At 33.6% G+C, this 20,520-nt stretch carries 15 protein-coding genes and 3 pseudogenes; 14 read left to right on the top strand and 4 right to left on the bottom strand.

Features of this window, described 5'->3' with window-relative positions:
• Window positions 1-1,080 (top strand): RNA-guided endonuclease InsQ/TnpB family protein, encoded by a 1,080-nt coding sequence (locus MKX66_RS28710; protein ID WP_326996633.1) that lies wholly within the window; start codon window positions 1-3, stop codon window positions 1,078-1,080.
• A gap of 127 nt (window positions 1,081-1,207) precedes the next feature.
• Window positions 1,208-1,600 (top strand): annotated as a pseudogene (locus MKX66_RS28705) (cupin domain-containing protein); the annotation flags it as partial.
• Between the two features lie 295 nt (window positions 1,601-1,895).
• Here MKX66_RS28705 and MKX66_RS28700 read toward each other — a convergent pair.
• From MKX66_RS28700 to MKX66_RS28690, 3 genes and pseudogenes are all read right to left on the bottom strand, one after another.
• Window positions 1,896-3,281 carry a glycosyl hydrolase family 8 gene (locus MKX66_RS28700; RefSeq protein ID WP_341087894.1) on the bottom strand — a complete coding sequence of 462 codons (1,386 nt, stop codon included), beginning with the start codon at window positions 3,279-3,281 and terminating at the stop codon, window positions 1,896-1,898.
• 401 nt (window positions 3,282-3,682) lie between these two features.
• On the bottom strand, window positions 3,683-4,483 hold the full coding sequence (locus tag MKX66_RS28695; protein WP_326996637.1) for an ADP-ribosyltransferase: 801 nt from the start codon (window positions 4,481-4,483) through the stop codon (window positions 3,683-3,685).
• Between the two features lie 283 nt (window positions 4,484-4,766).
• Window positions 4,767-6,207, bottom strand: a pseudogene (locus MKX66_RS28690) (IS4 family transposase).
• 534 nt (window positions 6,208-6,741) lie between these two features.
• On the opposite strand from MKX66_RS28690, the gene hfq reads away from it, so the two are divergent.
• Window positions 6,742-6,930, top strand: coding sequence for an RNA chaperone Hfq (gene hfq / locus MKX66_RS28685; protein ID WP_326996638.1), 189 nt, complete (start codon window positions 6,742-6,744; stop codon window positions 6,928-6,930).
• 187 nt (window positions 6,931-7,117) lie between these two features.
• Here the strand turns inward: hfq and MKX66_RS28680 are convergent, their stop codons facing one another.
• A complete protein-coding gene (locus tag MKX66_RS28680; RefSeq protein ID WP_326996639.1) occupies window positions 7,118-7,783 on the bottom strand; it encodes a helix-turn-helix transcriptional regulator in 666 nt (221 codons plus the stop codon).
• Window positions 7,784-8,604: 821 nt separating this feature from the next.
• Between MKX66_RS28680 and MKX66_RS28675 the strand changes: the two genes are divergently transcribed.
• The 11 genes and pseudogenes from MKX66_RS28675 (at window position 8,605) to MKX66_RS28625 (ending at window position 20,489) form a co-directional block, all read left to right on the top strand.
• A complete protein-coding gene (locus MKX66_RS28675) occupies window positions 8,605-9,474 on the top strand; it encodes an arylamine N-acetyltransferase (protein ID WP_341087890.1) in 870 nt (289 codons plus the stop codon).
• Window positions 9,475-10,799: 1,325 nt separating this feature from the next.
• Window positions 10,800-11,639, top strand: a complete 840-nt coding sequence (locus MKX66_RS28670; protein WP_326996641.1) for an arylamine N-acetyltransferase family protein — start codon at window positions 10,800-10,802, stop codon at window positions 11,637-11,639.
• 91 nt (window positions 11,640-11,730) lie between these two features.
• Window positions 11,731-11,994 (top strand): annotated as a pseudogene (locus tag MKX66_RS28665) (helix-turn-helix domain-containing protein); the annotation flags it as partial.
• Between the two features lie 784 nt (window positions 11,995-12,778).
• On the top strand, window positions 12,779-13,195 hold the full coding sequence (locus MKX66_RS28660) for a DUF6018 family natural product bioysynthesis protein (protein ID WP_341087887.1): 417 nt from the start codon (window positions 12,779-12,781) through the stop codon (window positions 13,193-13,195).
• 19 nt (window positions 13,196-13,214) lie between these two features.
• Window positions 13,215-13,352, top strand: coding sequence for a hypothetical protein (locus tag MKX66_RS28655; protein ID WP_326996643.1), 138 nt, complete (start codon window positions 13,215-13,217; stop codon window positions 13,350-13,352).
• A gap of 102 nt (window positions 13,353-13,454) precedes the next feature.
• Window positions 13,455-14,546 (top strand): DUF6094 domain-containing protein, encoded by a 1,092-nt coding sequence (locus MKX66_RS28650; protein ID WP_341087884.1) that lies wholly within the window; start codon window positions 13,455-13,457, stop codon window positions 14,544-14,546.
• 15 nt (window positions 14,547-14,561) lie between these two features.
• Complete coding sequence (locus MKX66_RS28645) at window positions 14,562-14,789, top strand: hypothetical protein (RefSeq protein WP_326996645.1); 228 nt, start codon at window positions 14,562-14,564, stop codon at window positions 14,787-14,789.
• A 76-nt stretch (window positions 14,790-14,865) separates the two neighbouring features.
• Window positions 14,866-18,156, top strand: coding sequence for a helicase-related protein (locus tag MKX66_RS28640; protein WP_341087881.1), 3,291 nt, complete (start codon window positions 14,866-14,868; stop codon window positions 18,154-18,156).
• 16 nt (window positions 18,157-18,172) lie between these two features.
• Window positions 18,173-18,916, top strand: coding sequence for a transposase (locus tag MKX66_RS28635; protein WP_341087879.1), 744 nt, complete (start codon window positions 18,173-18,175; stop codon window positions 18,914-18,916).
• Between the two features lie 308 nt (window positions 18,917-19,224).
• Entirely contained in the window at window positions 19,225-19,854 is a 630-nt protein-coding gene (locus tag MKX66_RS28630; protein WP_341087877.1) for a hypothetical protein, read from the top strand.
• Window positions 19,854-20,489: a hypothetical protein gene (locus MKX66_RS28625; protein WP_341087876.1), complete on the top strand. Its 636-nt coding sequence runs from the start codon at window positions 19,854-19,856 to the stop codon at window positions 20,487-20,489. Before MKX66_RS28630 ends, MKX66_RS28625 begins: the two co-directional genes overlap by 1 nt.
• Window positions 20,490-20,520: the final 31 nt, after the last annotated feature.

The raw sequence follows: 20,520 nt of genomic DNA, 5'->3' as shown, positions 1-20,520 counted from the left end.
ATGTCGCAAAACATAACAGTTCAAGTTAAATTGCTTCCAACAAAAGAACAAATCTGTTTATTGGAACAAAGTAGCTACGAATATATCAGAGTCATTAATGAACTTGTATCTGAAATGGTTGAATTAAAGAAAAGTACTAAAAAAAGTACAAAAGATGTTCTCGCTAACCTACCAAGTGCGGTTAAGAATCAAGCGATTAAAGATGCGAAAAGTGTGTTTTCTACAAAGGTGAAAAAAAGTAAATACAAAATCGTTCCGATTTTAAAGAAAACCGTTTGCGTATGGAATAACCAAAATTATTCATTTAACTTCACACACATCTCGATTCCATTTATGGTGAATGGAAAATCAACTCGTTTGAAAATACGTGCTTTATTAGTAGATAAGAATAATCGTAACTATAATTTGTTAAAACACAAGTTAGGTACACTCCGCATCACAAAAAAATCTCACAAATGGATTGCCCAAATATCTGTTACAATTCCTACAACCGAAAAGACAGGAACAAAGATAATGGGTGTTGATTTAGGGCTAAAAGTTCCCGCTGTTGCAGTAACAGACGGTGACAAAGTTCGTTTCTTCGGAAACGGAAGACGAAATAAATATATGAAACGTAAGTTTCGTAGTGTCCGCAAGCAGTTAGGAGAATGTAAGCAATTGAATGCTATTCGCCAATATAATGATAAAGAACAAAGATGGATGAAAAACGAAGATCACAAAATAAGTCGTAAAATTATTGATTTTGCAATATATAATAATATTTCTGTCATTCGATTGGAACAACTAACGAATATTAGACAGACGGCAAGAACAAGCCGTAAAAACGAAAAAAATCTACATACATGGTCATTTTATCGTTTAGCACAATTCATCGAGTACAAAGCGACAATAGTTGGTATTAAAATCGAATATGTGAACCCTGCTTATACAAGTCAAACCTGTCCAAAATGTTCTGAAAAGAACAAGGCACAAGACAGAAAATACAATTGTAAATGTGGGTTTGAGAAACATCGTGATATCGTTGGAGCGATGAATATTCGCTACGCAACTGTGATTGATGGTAACAGTCAATCAGCCTAAGCACCTATATGGTCTGGTTTAGGAGGGGCAATGAGATGCCCTCATCTTGAAGGCTGTTCAAAACAGAAATGGATTGCGAACGCTTAGTCATTCAAGAATCCCACCCGTTAATCCGTAAGGATTAGGGCTTGCGACTTCAGTCGTGGGAGTCTCAACTGGTGCAATGAGAGAACTCCATTGGCACCCAAATACGGATGAATGGCAATATTATATCTCAGGTAAAGCAAAAATGACGGTATTCGCTGCTGACGGTCATGCCCGCACATTTAATCTTCAAGCTGGAGATGTTGGCTATGTTCCATTTGCAATGGGACATTATGTAGAAAATATTGGTGATGAATCATTATTTTTTCTTGAAATATTTAAAAGTGATCATTATGCTGATATTTCATTAAACCAGTGGCTGGCACTTACACCTCAACAGCTAGTTCTTGAAACCCTTGATGTGGACAAGAAATTCCTTTCATCACTCTATAAGGAGAAACATCCAGTTGTGAAATTTGAAAATAAAAACAACTAGGGGTTCATCCCATCGTCATCAAGATAGTATTTTGAAGTGTCCCCAAAACAAAAATTTTATTACTTTACAGTTATTTATGAGAATTCAGCTCATTTTTTCCGTTTGGGGAACAACCAACTTCTTAGTTGATGGTGATATAGTACTACCCCTCATATAAACAATAAAATGTGTGAACAAAAACCGTAGGAATATGTATTCCTACGGTTTTTACTATAAGCTTTGCCATCAAACGCCTATCTCTATATTTTTTGAGAGATGAGAAATTTCAACTTTGATATTCATAGAAATCTGAATTCTATTCCTTAAATTCAGACTGAACTTCTGAATGTATTGGGCTTTGTAAATTTTTTTCATCAGGAATCGGTTTCCACCAGTTCCCAGTTAAGAATAACATGGTCAATAGATTATAACTATCACTGAAATAACTTTCATTCTTATTCTTCATCCAATCCCATCCATTATTTACCCAATCTTGATTATTACTGTTGGTTGTACCAGCGGCAATAAATGGTGAAACGAATACGGCTGTTGGATAATCACCAATATTTGATCCATCTAGTTTATAACCGTCTACAATTTTAGATGGATTACCTTTAGTTTTATTTTTTATCCACTTAGCAACCTTATCAGAAATCACCTTACTTCTCTTTTCTCCATACATTGCATAGTCCATAACAATTCGGAGTGGTACACGACTCGCATTATAGTAATATGCATCGGTATGTTTTGATTCATCTAAAAAGTTTTTAGGTGCAGGCTGTGGTGGATTTTTCACAACAAAATCAGAAATCAATCCTGTAGTTGGCGAGTATTTATTTGTAAACTGTGTATAAGTATTGTAGAGATTGTCAATAACATTAAGCCAAGTTTTATCCCCTGTAAATTCGTGGAACGCTCTTAAATGAGACATCATCCAATCGGAAGGTCTAGTATCAAATGTACTTTTTGAGCCCCAATCACCCAAATTCAAACTATTATTTTTGGTCACATTACTAGTCTTAATACCTTTTGTAATCATATTTTGAGCCTCTTTCAAATAGTTGATTGTACCATTTGATCCCCATTGCTTATGAGCAAGAAGAAGTGAGTAAGCAATGTCTAAATCCCCATCTGTCGCAGAATCAAAATGCCCCTGTGCTTTCTTACTATCGGCTACAACCCAACCCATTAAATTAGGATTTTCGGAACTTTTAAAAGCTCTCGCTGTCTTAAATAAGCCATTATAAATAGTTTGGGCGTTTGCATCATAACCTGCCATTAAGACCGTGATAATCATACCATAACCTTGTCCTTCTGAAGTTCCTAACGGTTTAAATCCATCTGCATTTCCTGTTATCTCTCCTTTGACGTAGTAGCCACCAGGAAGTGAAGAAAGATCATTCTTTAGATATTTCTTTTTCCAATTATTATAATAATTTTTAACTGAAGCATTCAAACTTTCTTGTGAAACATGATTCGGTTTGATAATACCAGAGTAGTTGACTTGCTGTGGAAAGGGCTTCATCTCTTTAGCAATAGCTGCTACTTGAGAATTGTTTGGTGTAGTAGAAGAATTTATTATGTCTCCAGTATTTCTTAATGAAGTGTTATCTAAAACCTCTGCAGCAGTACAATTAGTATAACTTGCTAACCCTATCCCAAATGCGCATATAACAGTGAATATCTTTCTTTTTCGGCTCATTATTTCGGCTCCTTTTAAAAAATTTTTCAAATGCATATCTAATCCTTATTTAACAACAAATAACAAGAATCCATTTTGAAAATAGATTGATCAAAATAGATTCTTCGCTTGCTAAATATATACAAATTTTATAAAAACGTTTGGTTATTTTTGTTATCCGTTGGAAGGTATTTTTTCTTATTTTAGTAAAATTATCACATGTAGGGACTACAGAACACCCTTCAAGATCTGAGTAATTTGATTCATTTATTCTAAATTGGTATTAACTTGCTTTTTTGCCTTACTTTCAGCATAAACAGGAGGAGGCATACCCATTAATTAGCATTGGAGCAATTAATGTGCAAGCGCAAACATCCTAGTTGATCTTTTTTCGTAATTCTTCATCTCCAAGCTTTATTAAACTATTTATTTACCACACTCGCGTCAACTTTTACAATCAATTTTCCTTTTTCAACAATTCCTGAAACTTTTTTTATTTTTAAGGAAGCATTTCTTGGTAATATTAATTCTGCATATTCATTTCCCATATATACAGCATGTGTTCCTTTTGGAACTTCAATGTCCATACGAATTGTTTTTGGCTGTCCTCCTAGGTATTTATCAAGAATAGCTAGTGAAGTACTTGTAAAACCTTTGTCTTTAACAGGTTTTCCTTCATATTTTTTCTTGAATTTTTCAATTGATTCTTTATTAACTATTGTTTCTTTTGGGTTTTTTGGATCTTTTGGAAAAAATGTACCTGGTTTAATTCCAAACTGTTTTTCATCTGTATATCTATACACCATAATTGTATCTGGTACACTAGCAGTATTTTGCTTAAATACTTTATCCATTTCATCAGCGTATTCTTTTGATATTTCTACATACTTTTTAGGATATCCATCTACTTTCCCTTCTCTTAATGCTTGATTCATTCTTGTTCCATTCATCTCATAGTTATCAAAAGCTTCTTTCGCTTTCGGTGTTACTACAATTTTATTTCTGTGATTAGGAAGGTCTTTTCCATAATTTTTTGCTTCTTTTTCTTTGTCTTTAAAATCTATTAGTTTATCTGAAAATGTATCTGTTTTTTTTGTAGATTCAATAGAAGAAATAGGATAATCGAGAGTTGAACTTTGCTCCATTGCAGATGCTACATTAGCTGTTCCACTCATAAGAACTACAGTAGCTAGACTTAAACAAGAAACTTTTTTACTTAACATGTGAATTTTCCCCTTTCAATATCTTTAATATTTTTCAATTATCTAAAATAATACAATATTTACCTAATTATGTAAATGTTAAGAAATTTATAAATATAAAACAGAATTTTAAGTTTATTTAAAATTTTAGAAAATCTATTTTGGGGTCCCGCCACATCGCTATCAAGCTAATCTTATGCAAAGTCAATTTTAGACGAGATTGTTTCTTTTTTCTAAAGGGCAAGTGTAGCTGATTGAAAGATTTGCATAGGAAATAAACCCTAACGGGTTTCACTTTTTTGAATTAAGCGGCTTGATTATCAGACAGGGTACAATTGTAAACGACACCTAATATATCAAAGACCGTTTTTTTCTCATATCGATGAGATTTCCGCCCGTTTTGCTGTAGGAGATTGAACAGGCGAAGTAACACCTTTGATAGCCCTTGGATGTTTTTTTGTATAGTTTGGAATAGAAGAAGAAAATAGTCTTTAATCATATATATGGCTTTATACTCACTAAGCTCTCGTTTTTTCTTCATGAGGAGCAATTGGCGCATTTGAAACATGATAGAAGAACAGAGTAGGATGGCAATCAATTGACCATATAAATGGCACTCCAATCGTTCTGGTTTTATCTTTTTACAATGATGAATTTGAAAGAATGACTTCCACGTTTTAAATAAAATTTCGATTTGCCAACGCAAAGAATACCAGTCATGTACCTGTCCCATCGGGACAATATCTGTAGGGGTGTTTGTCATATATACATTGATACCATTGAGTCGTTTACTACGAGGAGAATACTTCATTCCTTTCTTTTTTTCTCTTACAGCTTGATCTTGTAATCGTTTTTGTTGCTGTTGTTTTGTTAATCGATGAACAATTACACGAGCTGGCACTTTATCAATCATACCTACATAAGCATCAGCTATTTCACATGTTTGTCCTGGTTGAAGAGAGTTCATTAACGTCTCCATATCTATCTGTATATACTCTGTACCTTTCTTAATTCTTCCATCTTGAAAATAATCAGGGTTAGGATTTTTTTGATAAATACGTGTATTCGACTTGATACGAGAGATATAGTAGGCCTCTTTATCTTGTATATATTGAAGGTCTTTTAAATGAAAATAACCTAAATCTCGGATACATAAATCATTCGCCGTCACAGTTGGGGCACACAGAGAGCCGTAAGTACGATCATGTTGTTTACCTGGACCTGTATGAATATGTATGAATATGTAGGAACTGTCCACTTAACAAATCATACTCAAGTTGAATTTTCATCCCAGCCGTATGGCTGCATCCTCCTGCACCTGGATAAACCGATGAAAATACATCCGGGAGTTGAAATGCAGTTGAATCTAAAATACGAATACGCTTGAAAACAGAAGTGTATGGAGAAGAACTCGGCATAGATTCGGCCAATTTTTTGCTTAGTAGTTCGGCTAGTAGCTGTTGTAAAAGTAGAATGGCCGCCTTATTAAACCGTTGATTCAGTCCCTCAGGACTGATGAGTACTTCTGTTGATGCTTCTAAACAGCTAGATAACTGAGTTAAAGAAGTCATAGCTACATTTTGGCTCACCCATACACATAAAGCTACTAAATCTTTTGCTTGGTACTTACTGGTTCGTTGTACAAAACCAACATCTCTAGCAAGATCCTGTAAGGTATTTGGAGATAAAAAACTTTGAATCTCTTGAGCAAATAGTTGTAATTCATCAGATATAGAAATAGACATACAAAAACGCCATCCTTTCTTATGATTCTACAGAAAGAATAGCGTATTTTTTCATTTTAGGGGGCATTTCTTTTTATTAGGTTGATAGCGATGGGGTAGCACCACATCGCTATCAACCTAAGCTTATGCAAAGTCAATTTTAGACGAGATTATTTCTTTTTCTTAAAGGGCAAGTGTAGGTGATTGAAAGATTTGCATACGAAATAAACCCTAACGGGTTTCACTTTTTTGAATTAAGCGGCTTGATTATCAGACAGGGTACAATTGTAAACGACACCTAATATCCAATTTAAATTGATTGAACCACTGTTAGATTTTTTTAGAACAATACGAGAAGTATTTACAGCATTACAAACATATTTACCTATCAAGGAAAGCTTTACATCAGGAGGAGTCTCATTCCTCCTGATGTTTTCTTTTTGTATAGTTTATTTATATGAAGGTAACATAAAATGTTGTTAGCAAAATTTTCGTTTCTTTTGATACAATTGTTATTATGGAATGAATATTTGTATAAAGGGGATGGAAAAATAAATGAGGGACTTTCAAGAAGAACAATATAATCGATTAAAAATAGAAAAAAAGAATATTACTCTATTTTTAAAAAGTGGCGTTAGAATACCAGGGCAAATTGTTGGAGTAGATCGTTTTACTGTACTTATGTTGGTTAATGGAAAACAACAACTGATTTACAAACAAGCTATATCCACAATTGCTATGTGAAAAATAGGAGTCGAAATTGACTCCTATTCTCTTAAACTTTTGAATATATTATCTTATAAAAATTGTAATTGAACATTTTTATGAGATGATATGATATTTAAACTTTTCACTATCCTTATACAAGAGATGCCTTTTTGGTAATATATACAGGCTTTTTCGAATTGATTTTCCTTTTGATAACAGGTCGCTAAATCAATATAAAATATGGATAATTGTTTATTGTCTTTCTGGTTTTTGAAAAAGGAATAGCTGTTGTTTCAAGAAAGCTTTTTAAATTTGTTTGATCGAAATATAAATGATTTTGATAGGAAAATAAACAGTATAATTTAGGATATTTATTTTTTGTAGATCGCAGTCCTCGATGTAACATCTTTTTAGCCCCATTATTTTTTTCCTTATCAAAAAGAGAAATCATAGTGTCATACAACTTTTCTAATTCAAGTATTTCTAAATCTACTGTCTTTGTATTATTTTTAATTTCTTTTAATCTCTTATATAACAATTTTTTGATATTCAAACTTGGGGCCAGTTTATTATTTTCAATTTTACTTAAATAAGATACCGTACATATTCCATAGCATAGGGTTTCTTGTGTAATCCCATGTTCTAATCGCTCTTTGAAAAAGAATTCTCCTATATTTTCATTCGGAACATTATCATTCTGAATTTCAGTATTAGACTTAAATGTCTTCATTCGCTCTGAAAGTAATTGTATTACTTCAGGTTTGGCTTCAACTTTATTATTTTCTATAAGACTTAAATGGGATACTGGACATATTCCTTTACATAGTTCCTTTTGGGCTAGATTATATGTCTTTCTAAATTCACGAATTTCTTTACCGATATTATTCAATATTATGCCCTCCCTAGAATCTCTTATAAATTACTCTTGATTCTTACAATTATAATACCTATTTAATGAAGGATAGTCCTTTCTTCAGAAAAATTCAAATAAAAAAACAAGAACAAACTTCAGTCTTGTTCAGGAGAAAAAAATAAAATTACTAACTCTTATATTAAGAATACAATATTTATATTATTTTTTAAATATTTTACTCCTAAAAAATACTATTTATTTCTTTTTTTGTAAATTAGCCAAATAGTAACATTTAGATATAAATCACTTATAAATTTTACATCTAAAAAATGAAAATATGCATATTTTCTAATTAAATAACAATTATGTAAATATATAGGTTATAATGAATATGTAGACACTCTCCGAGTCTCCTAGATATATATTTTTCGATACGAAGTCTCTTTATAGACTTCGTTTTTTTACAAAAATGAAAGTAAACTTTTACCTATTAGTTTACTTTCGCTTTTTCTAAAATATTGAATTTATCTAAAATCCCCTGATACCCTCAGAATCAACAACAAAGGTATACATCAATACACTGTAAATAAAGAAATTAGAACATCTGTAAACAAAAAACTAAATCCAAACTAATTTTTTATATAAATACGATTATGATAGCTGTATACACAAAATTAAACAAACTACTTATTAACGTGACAATATTTGCATTAATATAACATATTCATACTAGAGAATGAGAATTAGTCCCAAATAGTATGAATATGTTATATTAATGCATTATTTTCTATTTAAAAGAGGATAGCTACACTATAAATTTTCATAAAATGTTCAAAATATATAATGGAGTTGATACAGTGAATCTATTAAAAAAGGATATTAATAAAGTCGAAGAAATATGCTTGGAATTTGGTGTAAGTTTGGAGCTGATAGAAGCTGTTATTAGTAAATTGGGGTTTCAACAATGGCCTAAAAATAGTGTAGATAACCTGAGAATGCTTTATCAGTCATGGTGCAGAAATGTTCCGCAAGATAATATACATAAAAGGATTTATTTTGGAAATCAAATGTCAGGTCCATTACCAATTGGAAATCCTTCAGAATTCTTTTCGAATTTTTTAGCACATTCAACGGGAGGGACATGTTGGGGACATTCAATAGGTTTATACAGTCTGATAAAAATTTTAGGATATGATGTGCGCGCTGCGGCAGGATCGATGGTAGGGCTTACTCCACCGGAAAATGGTCCAAGTCATGGCATGGTCATTGTTACAATTGAAGATCAACAATATTTGGTAGACGGTATTTTAATGATTGAAGATATTGTCCCTTTATCCCAAGAACGTCCTTCAATCGGAGGACCTCTACCTTTTACAATCAAGATATATCCGAATTTTAATGATTTGTGGGATATTGTATTTCGAACGGGTCACAGTGAGAAAGAAATTACCTGTAGGTTAGAGATTGATAATGTCGAATTTTCATATTTACAGGAGCGCTGGGAAAATACTCGAAACTATAGCCCATTTAATAGTAGTTTATTTATTCGTAAAAACATTGGGAAAAAGGCTGTTACACTAGGTCGAAATAAACTTTTTCATTTAAATGAAGATGGTAATATTACAGTTGAGGAAATAGTAACGAATAAAGAAAAGAAACGAATTTTAATTAACATATTTGATTTGAGTGAGGAAATTGTTAATGCAATACCGTTGGATGACCTTTAAAAAATTGGACTTGTGAACATTTACTGACCCTAAATATTGGTTTGGGATTTATATTTAAAGGTAAAGCATCCAAAACGGTTACTTTTTTCTTTATTGCATAGAAATTACACAATAAACGTATTTAGAGGTTACTTTAGGCATAATGAAGGCCAAGCATCATATAATTATACAGAAAGGCTTTTCTGACATACAACTAGTACCCCTACACTTTATGTGGCACCTGAATAAGGTGCCTATTTTATTGAACCTTTTGATAAGGACAAGTATATATTGAAATGTAGGACAATCAACGTGTTCTATTTAATTCTCAGTTAACGCTTCTTTCCCCATTAAGAGCATCTCCTGCTATGGATGCTCTCTTTTTATTGAAAAAATTGGACACTTGAATGTGGTTATAAACATGTAATAGCGATTATCGTAGGCCTACTGTGATTGGTTTAGCGTCTTATTTGTTGTTAAGGAAAGATAAGCGATATTAAAGTTACGGTTCATCTATATACCACTTGCATTATTAGAATTCATCTTTGCTGGATTCTAAGTATTGTACAGAAAATAAAAATAAGATTATGAATCGAAAAAGCAATTAACTAGATTAATTGCTTTATTGAACTCGTTTTGCAATCTCGCTAAACAAACGAACACAACGAACAAAAATAGAGCTAGTTAATAAGTCGCTGTTTTTAGGTGTAATAGTTGAAGATAACTACAATTTAATTTTGTATGTATATATTATTCCTATATCTATATTTTTTATAATTCATTTAAAGAACTTTTCATATTCCGTAATATATCCGTATAGAGTAGCAGGGGAGAGAGGCGTCTTCATTTCGGATCTGGTGCAAAGGTTTCATTCATTTGAAAGAGGTATACAGATTACGTCCTTTTTTAGATTGATAGTATCAGATCAGTATGTCCAAGTTTTATAGATTTCTTGCACCAGAACCGTTAAATTTTTGCAAATCTTATCACCATAATTCAGAAATTAGTAGGTTTTATGTAACTATTAAATGACTATTTCAAGATATTTTTTGCTTGTAAATGTTGATAAAGTTCAGTTAATGCAACAAATTATCGTCTGAAAGATTCCTTAAATTCATAAAAATATTAAAAACTACATTTGATTATAGGGATTAATATACATATTATATGCCACATTTTATACTGATATGAGGGGATAAGTTAATGAGTTAGAATATTCTTAATTTATAGAATCGATTCCAGAAATGAATATTATTATAAATTTCCGGAACTTGAATTGCATGTTAAGAAGTACTAACCTGTTAGGTATAGTTATTATTTACTATAAATAGAAAGGGGTTTTCGCTGTGACTGATTTACAGAAGTATTTGTTTTTAAGGTTAGGGATTCCTGTAAAGGAAAAGGTATTATTTGAAGACTTACCTGAAATTCTTTTCCGTATGGGTAAAATTCTACCCTATGAGAATTTAGATGTTATGGAACAATCTACAAAGAATATTTCTAGAGAGAACCTCATAGAAAAACTGCTTCTTAGACAACGTGGTGGCTTATGCTACGAACTTAATTCATTATTATATTACTTTTTAATTGATTGTGGGTTTGATGTATATAAAGTAGCTGGAACTATATACGATTTGAAAGATAAGAAATGGAAACCAGATGATGGTCATGTAATCATCATTATGACTCACGAGAATCAAAAATATATTATTGATGGAGGGTTTGCTTCACATCTTCCACTGTACCCTGTTCCATTCAGTGGAGAAATTATCTCTTCTCAAACAGGAAAATATCGAATTTGTAAACAGGACACTCTAAAAGGGACTTACGTCCTACAAATGAAAAAAGGAAATAATGGAGAAATAGCTGATTTTCTTGGTTCTGAGCCTACAAATGCATGGGAAATTGGGTATGCTTTTACTTTAGAAAAAATAAGTGAAGCAAAGGTGAATGAAATACAAAGAATTATTGTAGAACATAAAGAATCACCTTTTAACAAGGGACATATTATATGTAAATTGAATGACACAGGATATGTTTCACTTACTAAACAAAGTTTCACTGAAACTTGCAGAGGTAAAAAAACAAAACAATCTATAACCGAAGAAGAATATAATAAAATTCTTATAGATGTATTTGGAATAACACAAGAAAAATATGTAGGGAAAATCCTAGAACGCGGCTAGTTAAACTAATATTTCTCAAGAACAGTATTTAGATTAGTTGATTGTCATTGAGATGAAATATGTAAAAAAACCGAGCCGAATTTTCTTTAGAGTGGAAAAGCCACCAGTAATTGAAGAGAAGCCAATAAGTATACTAAATCAAGAAATTCCTGATAGTATCGAGTTCTATATTGAAAAGATGAACACGTATAAAGAGAAGAATAATAAGAGCATACGTGAATTAGCAAAAGAGATTGAAATTTCATATTCAACACTTTCAAGGATGTTATCCGGTAAAAGAAAACGATTAAATGATGATACGAAGAATAAGCTAGATAAGTGGATAGAAAGACAAGAAGTAATGAATTTATTGTAGGATATAATCTTTACAAATTATGTTCCAAACGGAACTACTCGGTTATCCAAAAAAAGATGCATTCTAATTTTGTGACAGCCTATTTGAACACAGGAAATTAAGCTCTAGAGTATGTGAGTTTACCTTTTCTATATAATTTTTTGTTAAGATATATTTAATACTAGAGTTTCTGGAGGAATAAATGTGAAGAAAGAAATAAAGATTAAGCAAGAAAATATAAGTGAAGTACCTGATATAAATATGAAGATATAATTAAAGCTGCTAAATCAGGTAATCTTATTATTTTTGTAGGTGCGTGGATTGAAATTTAGTTTGTGAAGCAGCAGTTTCACAAACTCTTTCGCCGCACCGCTTATTGGTGTGTGGATTGAAAGTGGTAAAACACTTGATAGTATTTCATTAAACCTTAACGCATTACCCAAATTCTTTTTGACTATCATCCTTCACAAGCTTGAGGAATAAGAATTCTTTTGGATAATGCGTTAATTTTAATTAATACTTCTTGAAATCCATAATGTTATTATGTAATATATAGTTATATTGTTAGTTTATTTGATTCCGTTTATTCCCACACCTTATGTGTTGTGGTTGAGTTGTAGAAGCAAGTTGCGTCTTGTTTCAATTGTGAAAGGGCTTCTTTGAGCCGATTAGTGTATATATAGCTTATTTTGCTATGCACATTTTTAATCGACTTGAAGAAGCCCTTTTTGTGTTGTTTTCAAGTTCGCAGGCGGGGTTATGTATCAAAACATAGCAAATTAAACAGTAGAGGAGATAAAACAAAATGAAAAAAGATTGTAGACACTTACGACTATTACCAACAGTAGAGGAGCATAAAACACGAATAGAGACATATCAACAGGAGTCATACGCTACATCTACAATGTCATCTGAAACAAGAGGGAGATTAAATCAAATGCGAGGTTGTTACGAGGCTGAAATTACATTACCAGATGGTAAATTTCAGTACTTTAAACCACGTGCTACTAATGAAAAAGAAGCTACTCAAGAAATAGCATTATTTATTGAGGGCATTCAGGAAGCAAAGGAAGGCTATGTAATCTTATGGCGCTTTGTCGGGCAACAAAGTTTTTACCAGGGTACTAAGATTGTAGCTGAACAAAAGTTTCGTAAGATCATCCGTAGGCTGAAAAATTATTTTTTTGAATACGAAGAAATTGTTTATGAAACTGAAAAATAAGAAAGATAGAGGGATAAATATGAAAAAAGATAACATTTGGACGGTATTTGGTGATCCAAAAGAGCAGGAAACAAGAGAGCAATCCCAAGAGCCGGATGATATTTTTGCGGGTATGGATGAGCTAACGGAGATTACAGATGAAGAACTACCATTTTAAACAAGTCGAGGTAGTTTATAGAGGGTAAAAGGAAGAACTAAGTGATGTATATACTTGGATCTTCCTTTTTTTATTGTAAAAAAGAACTTGGAGGGAACTTTTATGCGCATAGGAAATGATTTAGCGGCAGGATTTTATCCAACACCACTAACAGAAGGGCAACACTTAATGCAACTATTACAAATGGAACCAGAGCGAGCTTATGCTTGCTTTGATCCATGTTGTGGAGAAGGTACAATTTTACGAAGTTTTGCAGACGAGGTAAAGCAAGTTGGAATACAACTTGATACATATGGCGTGGAACTAGATGCAAATCGATATGGCAAAGCAAAAGAGCAATTAGATGTAGTGGTACGCTCGGGCTTTGAAAGTATGATGATTAGTCATGACTATTTTCCGCTTATTTTTTTAAATCCTCCTTATAATACGGAGCTTCGTACAGAAAATACAAAATCAGAGAAAATGGAGTACAACTTCCTAAAGCGTGCTCACCATTATTTACAAGAAGGTGGCGTTATGGTGTATGTCATTCCATACGATCGTTTTGCTCGAGATGAAATTAGCTACTTCTTAGCTAAGAATTACGAGGAGATCGGATTAATGCGTTTTGGTGATGAAAATAAAGAATTTGAGCAATTCAAGCAATGTGTTTTTATCGGCCGTAAACGTGCAAATACGAAAAATGATATATACTTTAACGATCGGTTCACTAATTTCTGTGAGAATATGTCAGAGTTGACTTTTGTTAAAGAACATGTGAGCACATTAGCTCAAATGGTCAATGCAAAAAGTTGGGAAATACCTGAATTGTGTCATCAAAATAAACTTATTTTTACATCACGAGTGGATTATAAAAGTGCTTACGAAGGTGTTGGGAAATCAGAGGGTATCACAACATTTAAGAAGCGTTTAAATAGAGGAACTGGGTACTCGCTTCAATGTGAGAAGACAGCTGCTGAAAGCGCAAAGATGCCAATTGCTTCCGGACAATTAGGACTATTGCTGATAACAGGTGTGGCAGACGGTTTGCTTGGTGAAGGAAATACACTCCATGCTGTTCGTGGATCTGAAAATGTGTTTTTTGAAACTTCATTCGAGCAATTGGAAAAAACAACGAAAGAAGTTGTTTTACAAAAACGTCGCGCTAAATTTATCATCGCAACGCCAAATGGTGAAGTCAAAGAACTTGTCTAGGAAAGGAAGAAGGCTATGTCTGTACTATTAGGAATAGGAGCATTATATATTGCTTGGGAGTTTAGTAATCGTGTGCTCCGAATCGCTATTGTTCTAACGGTAGTTTGCCTTTGTGCATCTCAGATCAGTACAGGTACGCATTTGGGAGTGTTAGAACAGTTTTCACTATTCCAAGGTGTAGACGATATTTTACATGCGGCTGAGCAGTCATTACCAGAGTGGAAACAGTTTGTAGATTTTTAAACAACAAATTAAATGAGTAGGACATGAAACGTATCGAATATGATGCGTTTTTTATTTTTAGGAGGGAACAAATATTATGATAAACGAAATGATTCAACAACATACATTTGACCAGGAACAAACACCAGCAATGTTGCAATTGGAGACAGCCACTGCTTCACATTCGGCTTTCTGTTTTGCTATGGCAGTAAATCGTCATCACCAAATCCAATTTGCAGTATTAGGTGCGAATGACAGTACATTAAAGTCATTCCGAGCAGCCATATCAATTGGGACTCGTCGCTTGTATTTTGGAGAGGGACAAAAAGAAGAATTACATTATGTGTTAGGTAAAAAAATGAATGTGATCTCGACAGGAAAATTTGAGTTTATAAATACACAAACAGCAAATAGAAAAAAGGCAATTATTGCGTTTTCTAAAGAATTAGAAGAAAAGTATATTGTTGCAATTGACGAAGCACCAGAAATGCAAGTAAGAGACTTCTTAATGGATCCTCCGTACGGCTTGCCGATTTTAGAAGAGTGGGCGAAGCCAATTTATGAGGAGATGCTAACAAGGAATCTATTACAACCATTAGAGGTGTATTTCGATAAGAATGAATTTTCTTCTCTATCTATTGCACAAGTCGTACTAAAAGAAGAGGATTGTAAAGAGTTTTTATCAGAAATGATCCGGTCTGGAAAATGTCAATTCCCGCAAGAGGGTACAGGTGAAAAAATCAATGAAGTAAATGATTTAAATGAATACCTATTGGAATATTCGCCTGTCATGCTCGATAAGGTAACAAAATTAGATGAGCCTTTACATCAACCGATGAAAGATCAGGCATTATCTCATTTTGATACATACCAAAGACCGTTATTCCCTGTACAAGCACATGTAGCAACAGGTGCAGCAAAAGCATTACAAGTACAAAAAGGAATTATTATACAGGGTGAAATGTCCGTGGGCAAAAGCGCGATCATGACAGCTGCAGTAGACGGATATTTTCATTTAAAAGGACAAAAAGGGTACCGTACATGCGTTTTTGTTCCACCAACTCTTACGGAGAAGTGGGCAAAAGAAGAAATACGACACTTAATACCAGACGCAGAGATACATCTTATTAAACGCACAGAGGATCTGATTCGAATTCATCAATCTTGGATTCAGGCTGGAAGACCAAAACCAGAAAAACCAACCTTCTTTGTTATTAGTTTTACAACAATGCGAGGGGACTCTATTAAACAGATGCCATTACCTTATAAGCAAATACCACTTTCCAAGAAATCAGAGGAAGAGGTGCAAAGATATTATAAGAATGGATACTACTGTCCAGATTGTGGTGCTAAGTTACGTAAAAAAACTTCTTCTATTATGGTTCAACAAGCTAATGGCGATCAGAAAGAAGTTTGCCAGTATAAAGATTTTACAGGAAGTGACTTAGATTCGAAAACAAATAAAAACAGTGCCTGTGCTGATTGCAATTCGAATATTTGGAGTCCAAAAGTAAAAATGAAATATTCAAGTTTTAAAGACTGGACGAAATATGAAAATAAATTAGTACAAGCAATAAAAGAAGGAAATAAATCTTTGCAAAAACAACTAGAGTTAGAGAATCGTGTGAAACCATATGATGCGAAACAAACAGGGCGAGCATATCGAAAGGTAGCAACTGTTGAGTATATTCGTAGGAAAATGAAACACTTCTTTGATGCTCTTATCGCTGATGAGATACATGAGCTGAAAAGTGAAACTGCACAAGGAACTGCCCTGGGAAGTTTAGTTAAAGTTTGTAAGAAATTTGTAGGTGGAACAGGAACTCTTTTCGGAGGAAAAGCGAGTGATGTGTTCTATACGTTATGGCGCTTATATCCTTCCAAGATGGTGAAGAGTGGGTTTGAATATAGTTCTTTAATGGATTGGAATGAGACTTACGGAAACATCGAGAGAACATATTACCATGATGGTGAAGTTGTATCCAATGTAGCTTCGCGTGGTGCACAAGGAATGCTAGATAAAACTAAAGTAGTACCTGGTATTTCACCGTATGTGTTTACCCAATTTTTAATGGATACAACAATAAATGTACGTTTAAAAGATGTATGGCCAAATCCAGTTGAGCTAATCAATGTACCTACGATTCTTGTTGATATGTCTGAAGAGCAAAAACAAGCCTATGAGCATATGAAAGAGTTATTTGAAAAAGCAATTGAGGCAGCGAAAGGTACACCAGATGTCGGCAAATTGTGGCTTTCTTATATTCGTACAGGAAATGCATACCCAGATAACATGAATCGTTATCCTAACTATTACTTAGATGGGAATGAAAAAAATATTGTTTGGTCTAATGCAGAATATAGATTCGATGAGGATTGTATGCAGCCGAAGGAGAAGAAATTGCAAGAAATATTGCATACTGAAATCTCTGAAGGTCGTCCAACTATCATTTATGTATCTGATACAGGATCTACAGTGAAAGAGCGAGACATTCAGCCTCGTTTACAGAAGGTTGCAGAGCAAGTACCTGGTGCGAAAGTAGCTATTCTCCGTACCAATACAGTTACTCCGCCAAAACGTAGTGAATGGCTAAAAGAGCAAGTTAATAACGGTGTAAATGTTATCATCTGTTCACAAGAACTTGTGAAAGTTGGCCTCGATTTGCTTGCAACACCGACGCTAATTTTCTATCAATTATCATTCAGCTTATTTACGTTAAACCAGGCTGCAAGAAGACATTGGCGCATTGGTCAAACAAAGCAATGTAGAACGTTCTATCTTGCTTACAGAGAAACCTTCCAACAGCAGATGGCACAATTAATTGCTCAAAAGAACAAGGCTGCTGAAGCAATGAATGGTGATGCGACAAGTGATGGTTTAAATGCAATGCTTGGTGATACAGGGGATCTACAGACTCTATTAATTCAAAACATTAAGAGTGGAAATCAATTAAAAGGTTCAACAGAAGAATGGACAAAAGCAGCATCAGAAGAATCGAAACGAGTTCTTGCAAATATCGGTAATGTGATTACACCTGTGTTTGAATCGATTGAAATTCAATTTACGAACTGGGTGGAAAAATTACCAGGAACAATGGATGTTGCATTTATGAAAGATGCCCAATTTGTACAAAAGGCTGTTGAATGTATTCAACAAGGGAAAGTACCTGGTGTTCAAGTGAAGAAACGTGAACTTGAAATAGATGGGGAAGTAGAAGGTATCATTCGTACATTAACAACGCTGAATACAGATAAGCGTATGCTGGTTCAAAAACAAGATATTGCATTCTGGGATGAAGTGATTGTTGAAGTAGATACTGCTAAAAAGAATGGGAAGCGAAAAAGCAAAGTGATCGAGGGTCAGTTTGAGTTCGATTTATTTGCATAACTGAGAGGGGAAAATCATGTTTACAACGATTTTTATCGCTTTATTTTGTTATATGTTTTTTGTGGTTCGAAAAGTCAGAAAAAACATGCTAATAGAAGAAGCAAAGAAAAAAGAAATAGAACAGGCACCGGTGGAACGTCCCGTTTATTGGTGCCCGAGAGAAAACAGACCAATTGGTAGAGAACAAGAGCGTGTTACTGCTCCTACGAAGGAAATCACCTTAGAAAAAGATGTAGCAAGTATTTACGATTTAGTTGCTACATCGGTTCAAAAGAATCTGTGTGAAGAAGCGAGTAACAAATTAGAACAGGAAATTGAAGCTGTAGAAGAAGTGGAGTATGTTGAAGATTTTCACCATACTCCTGCTTCTGAAGCAGTATATGATATCCCATTCCCGAGTGATGAGGACATACCGTTTCCAAGTGATATGGATACACCAGAGGGATTTGTAGGGTATGAAGATACATTTCCAGAACTAGAACAGTTGCCGGTTCCACCAGAAACAGAACATATACTTCCTGTTCAACAAGGAGTATCAGAAGCGCAGGATGGGAATGTGGTAAAGTGGACCGCAAAAGTGATAGAACGAGAACAAGGACTGACACGTGTGATGAATATGTCTAATAGGAAGCGCTATTGGATACATACAGAGGGAGAGATATTACCAGAAAATAAACTATTGTATATAGAATTAGAGGTCGATTCAACTTATTCCTATACATTAGTTGGGTGGAGTGATAGACAACTAGGGAGTATATAAATCTATTTCCTAGTTGGTATTTTCTTAGTTATATAGCATTAAACACACTAGGTTCTCACTCATTTGTACAAGGACAAAATATTTTTTTGTTTTTGTACAAATGAGTGGGACGGAATGATTCACCATATAAGGATATTCGACTATAATGAGACATTGTAAGTCATTGCAATATCAAAATATTTTAAGGTTAAAATGATTATTGATCTTAGAATAGGAGCTTCGAGAACTCTATTTAACATTACAATGCTTCATATACATGAGATTGTATTTAAGACTATTATATTAAAATTATTGGAGGCTGATGATATATGACTATAGATCATATGAGTAACAATGTAGTAAAAAAATTAGAACAGACGGTGCGCTACGAAAAGAAACAAGTAAAGGTATTGCGTGTAAGTAAAAGTAGTTCAAATATACACGCTTACATGATTTTCCCGGAATTCTCAGAGGTTAAAATTTCAAATACCGAACTGGATGAATATATAGAAAACCTATCAACAAGCGTGAAGTATGTCATTGATCGCAAGTTGAGTCAACAAAAAATTGAAAAACAAAATCACTCTTTCATTATGACGTGTGCAGTCGAGGAAGATGGTGTGTTAGATGATGAAACCATTCATTTTAATACGACGTATGTCAAGCCACCAACGATTGCGAATAAGGTATTTAAGCTAGTGTGTGGCTTAGGAAATCGTCTAAATAGCTTAAAAGAGCTACATATCACAGTATTAAATAATAATATTAATCGAATTGAAATTGAATTTTACAATGAAAATGAAACATATGTGGTAGTAGAGAAAGAAGAAATTGCGAATGCAATTATGGGGGCATATACAAAAGCGAACATTTATTATTCAGCAGACCTCTATTATGTTGCGGAAGGAACTGAAATCAAATTAAAGAGCATTAAACCGAAATTAGCGGGGGATATGTAATGAAACAAGAAAAAGGGATGATTGGTGTCTTATGTACACTCCTCTTAACGGTCTTATTACTTATACCATTACAAGCAGCACATGCATCTGTAAAAATGGACTTTAATGAATTAAAAGGGAATGATGTTTCGTCATCCTTTAAAGAGGGATTAAACAATCGAACCAAAACACCAGAGAAGGATGATTCATTCGGTTCATCATTAATACAAAAAATTGAGGGTATGTATGCACCGGCCTTTAAAGTAGGGGTAAACATCTTTTCTATCTCTTTCGTATTAGGCGTTATTGTCATGGTTATGGCATTAATTACGAAGAATGGTCAATGGATGAAGTGGGCGACAGGGAGTATGATCTTTTCATTCGTTAGTATGATGGCGATGAGACTAAGTGTGTACTTTTTATTCAGTTCCGATGTAGTTTCGTTTATGAACATCTTTACGGATTTTTTAGACCTGTTTAAATCAACAGCACTTATTTTTACACCATTTATGTTAATTGCAGGTATTCGTTTACGAAAAATCCATGAGAGTACGAAACAACCTGAGTATTATCGTTGGTCCAATCGTGTCATAACGGGATCTTGTTTACTTTGTATGTTAGCCGTACTCGCTCCATGGCTATTTGCGAATATGTAAAGAAACACATATAAGAGGAATGAAAAAGGTA

This window comes from Bacillus sp. FSL R9-9530 (assembly GCF_038008145.1).
GTDB classification, from domain to species: domain Bacteria; phylum Bacillota; class Bacilli; order Bacillales; family Bacillaceae_G; genus Bacillus_A; species Bacillus_A mycoides.
This window is presented reverse-complemented; position numbering and strand designations above follow the sequence as displayed.

Bases quoted from the DNA above. Each gene is read 5' to 3' on its own strand.
- hfq (WP_326996638.1), top strand. From the start codon at position 6,742: ATGAGGGACTTTCAAGAAGAACAATATAATCGATTAAAAATAGAAAAA.
- MKX66_RS28630 (WP_341087877.1), top strand. From the start codon at position 19,225: ATGACTATAGATCATATGAGTAACAATGTAGTAAAAAAATTAGAACAG.
- MKX66_RS28650 (WP_341087884.1), top strand. From the start codon at position 13,455: ATGCGCATAGGAAATGATTTAGCGGCAGGATTTTATCCAACACCACTA.
- MKX66_RS28625 (WP_341087876.1), top strand. From the start codon at position 19,854: ATGAAACAAGAAAAAGGGATGATTGGTGTCTTATGTACACTCCTCTTA.
- MKX66_RS28635 (WP_341087879.1), top strand. From the start codon at position 18,173: ATGTTTACAACGATTTTTATCGCTTTATTTTGTTATATGTTTTTTGTG.
- MKX66_RS28645 (WP_326996645.1), top strand. From the start codon at position 14,562: ATGTCTGTACTATTAGGAATAGGAGCATTATATATTGCTTGGGAGTTT.
- MKX66_RS28695 (WP_326996637.1), bottom strand. From the start codon at position 4,483: ATGTTAAGTAAAAAAGTTTCTTGTTTAAGTCTAGCTACTGTAGTTCTT.
- MKX66_RS28640 (WP_341087881.1), top strand. From the start codon at position 14,866: ATGATAAACGAAATGATTCAACAACATACATTTGACCAGGAACAAACA.
- MKX66_RS28700 (WP_341087894.1), bottom strand. From the start codon at position 3,281: ATGAGCCGAAAAAGAAAGATATTCACTGTTATATGCGCATTTGGGATA.
- MKX66_RS28655 (WP_326996643.1), top strand. From the start codon at position 13,215: ATGAAAAAAGATAACATTTGGACGGTATTTGGTGATCCAAAAGAGCAG.
- MKX66_RS28710 (WP_326996633.1), top strand. From the start codon at position 1: ATGTCGCAAAACATAACAGTTCAAGTTAAATTGCTTCCAACAAAAGAA.
- MKX66_RS28660 (WP_341087887.1), top strand. From the start codon at position 12,779: ATGAAAAAAGATTGTAGACACTTACGACTATTACCAACAGTAGAGGAG.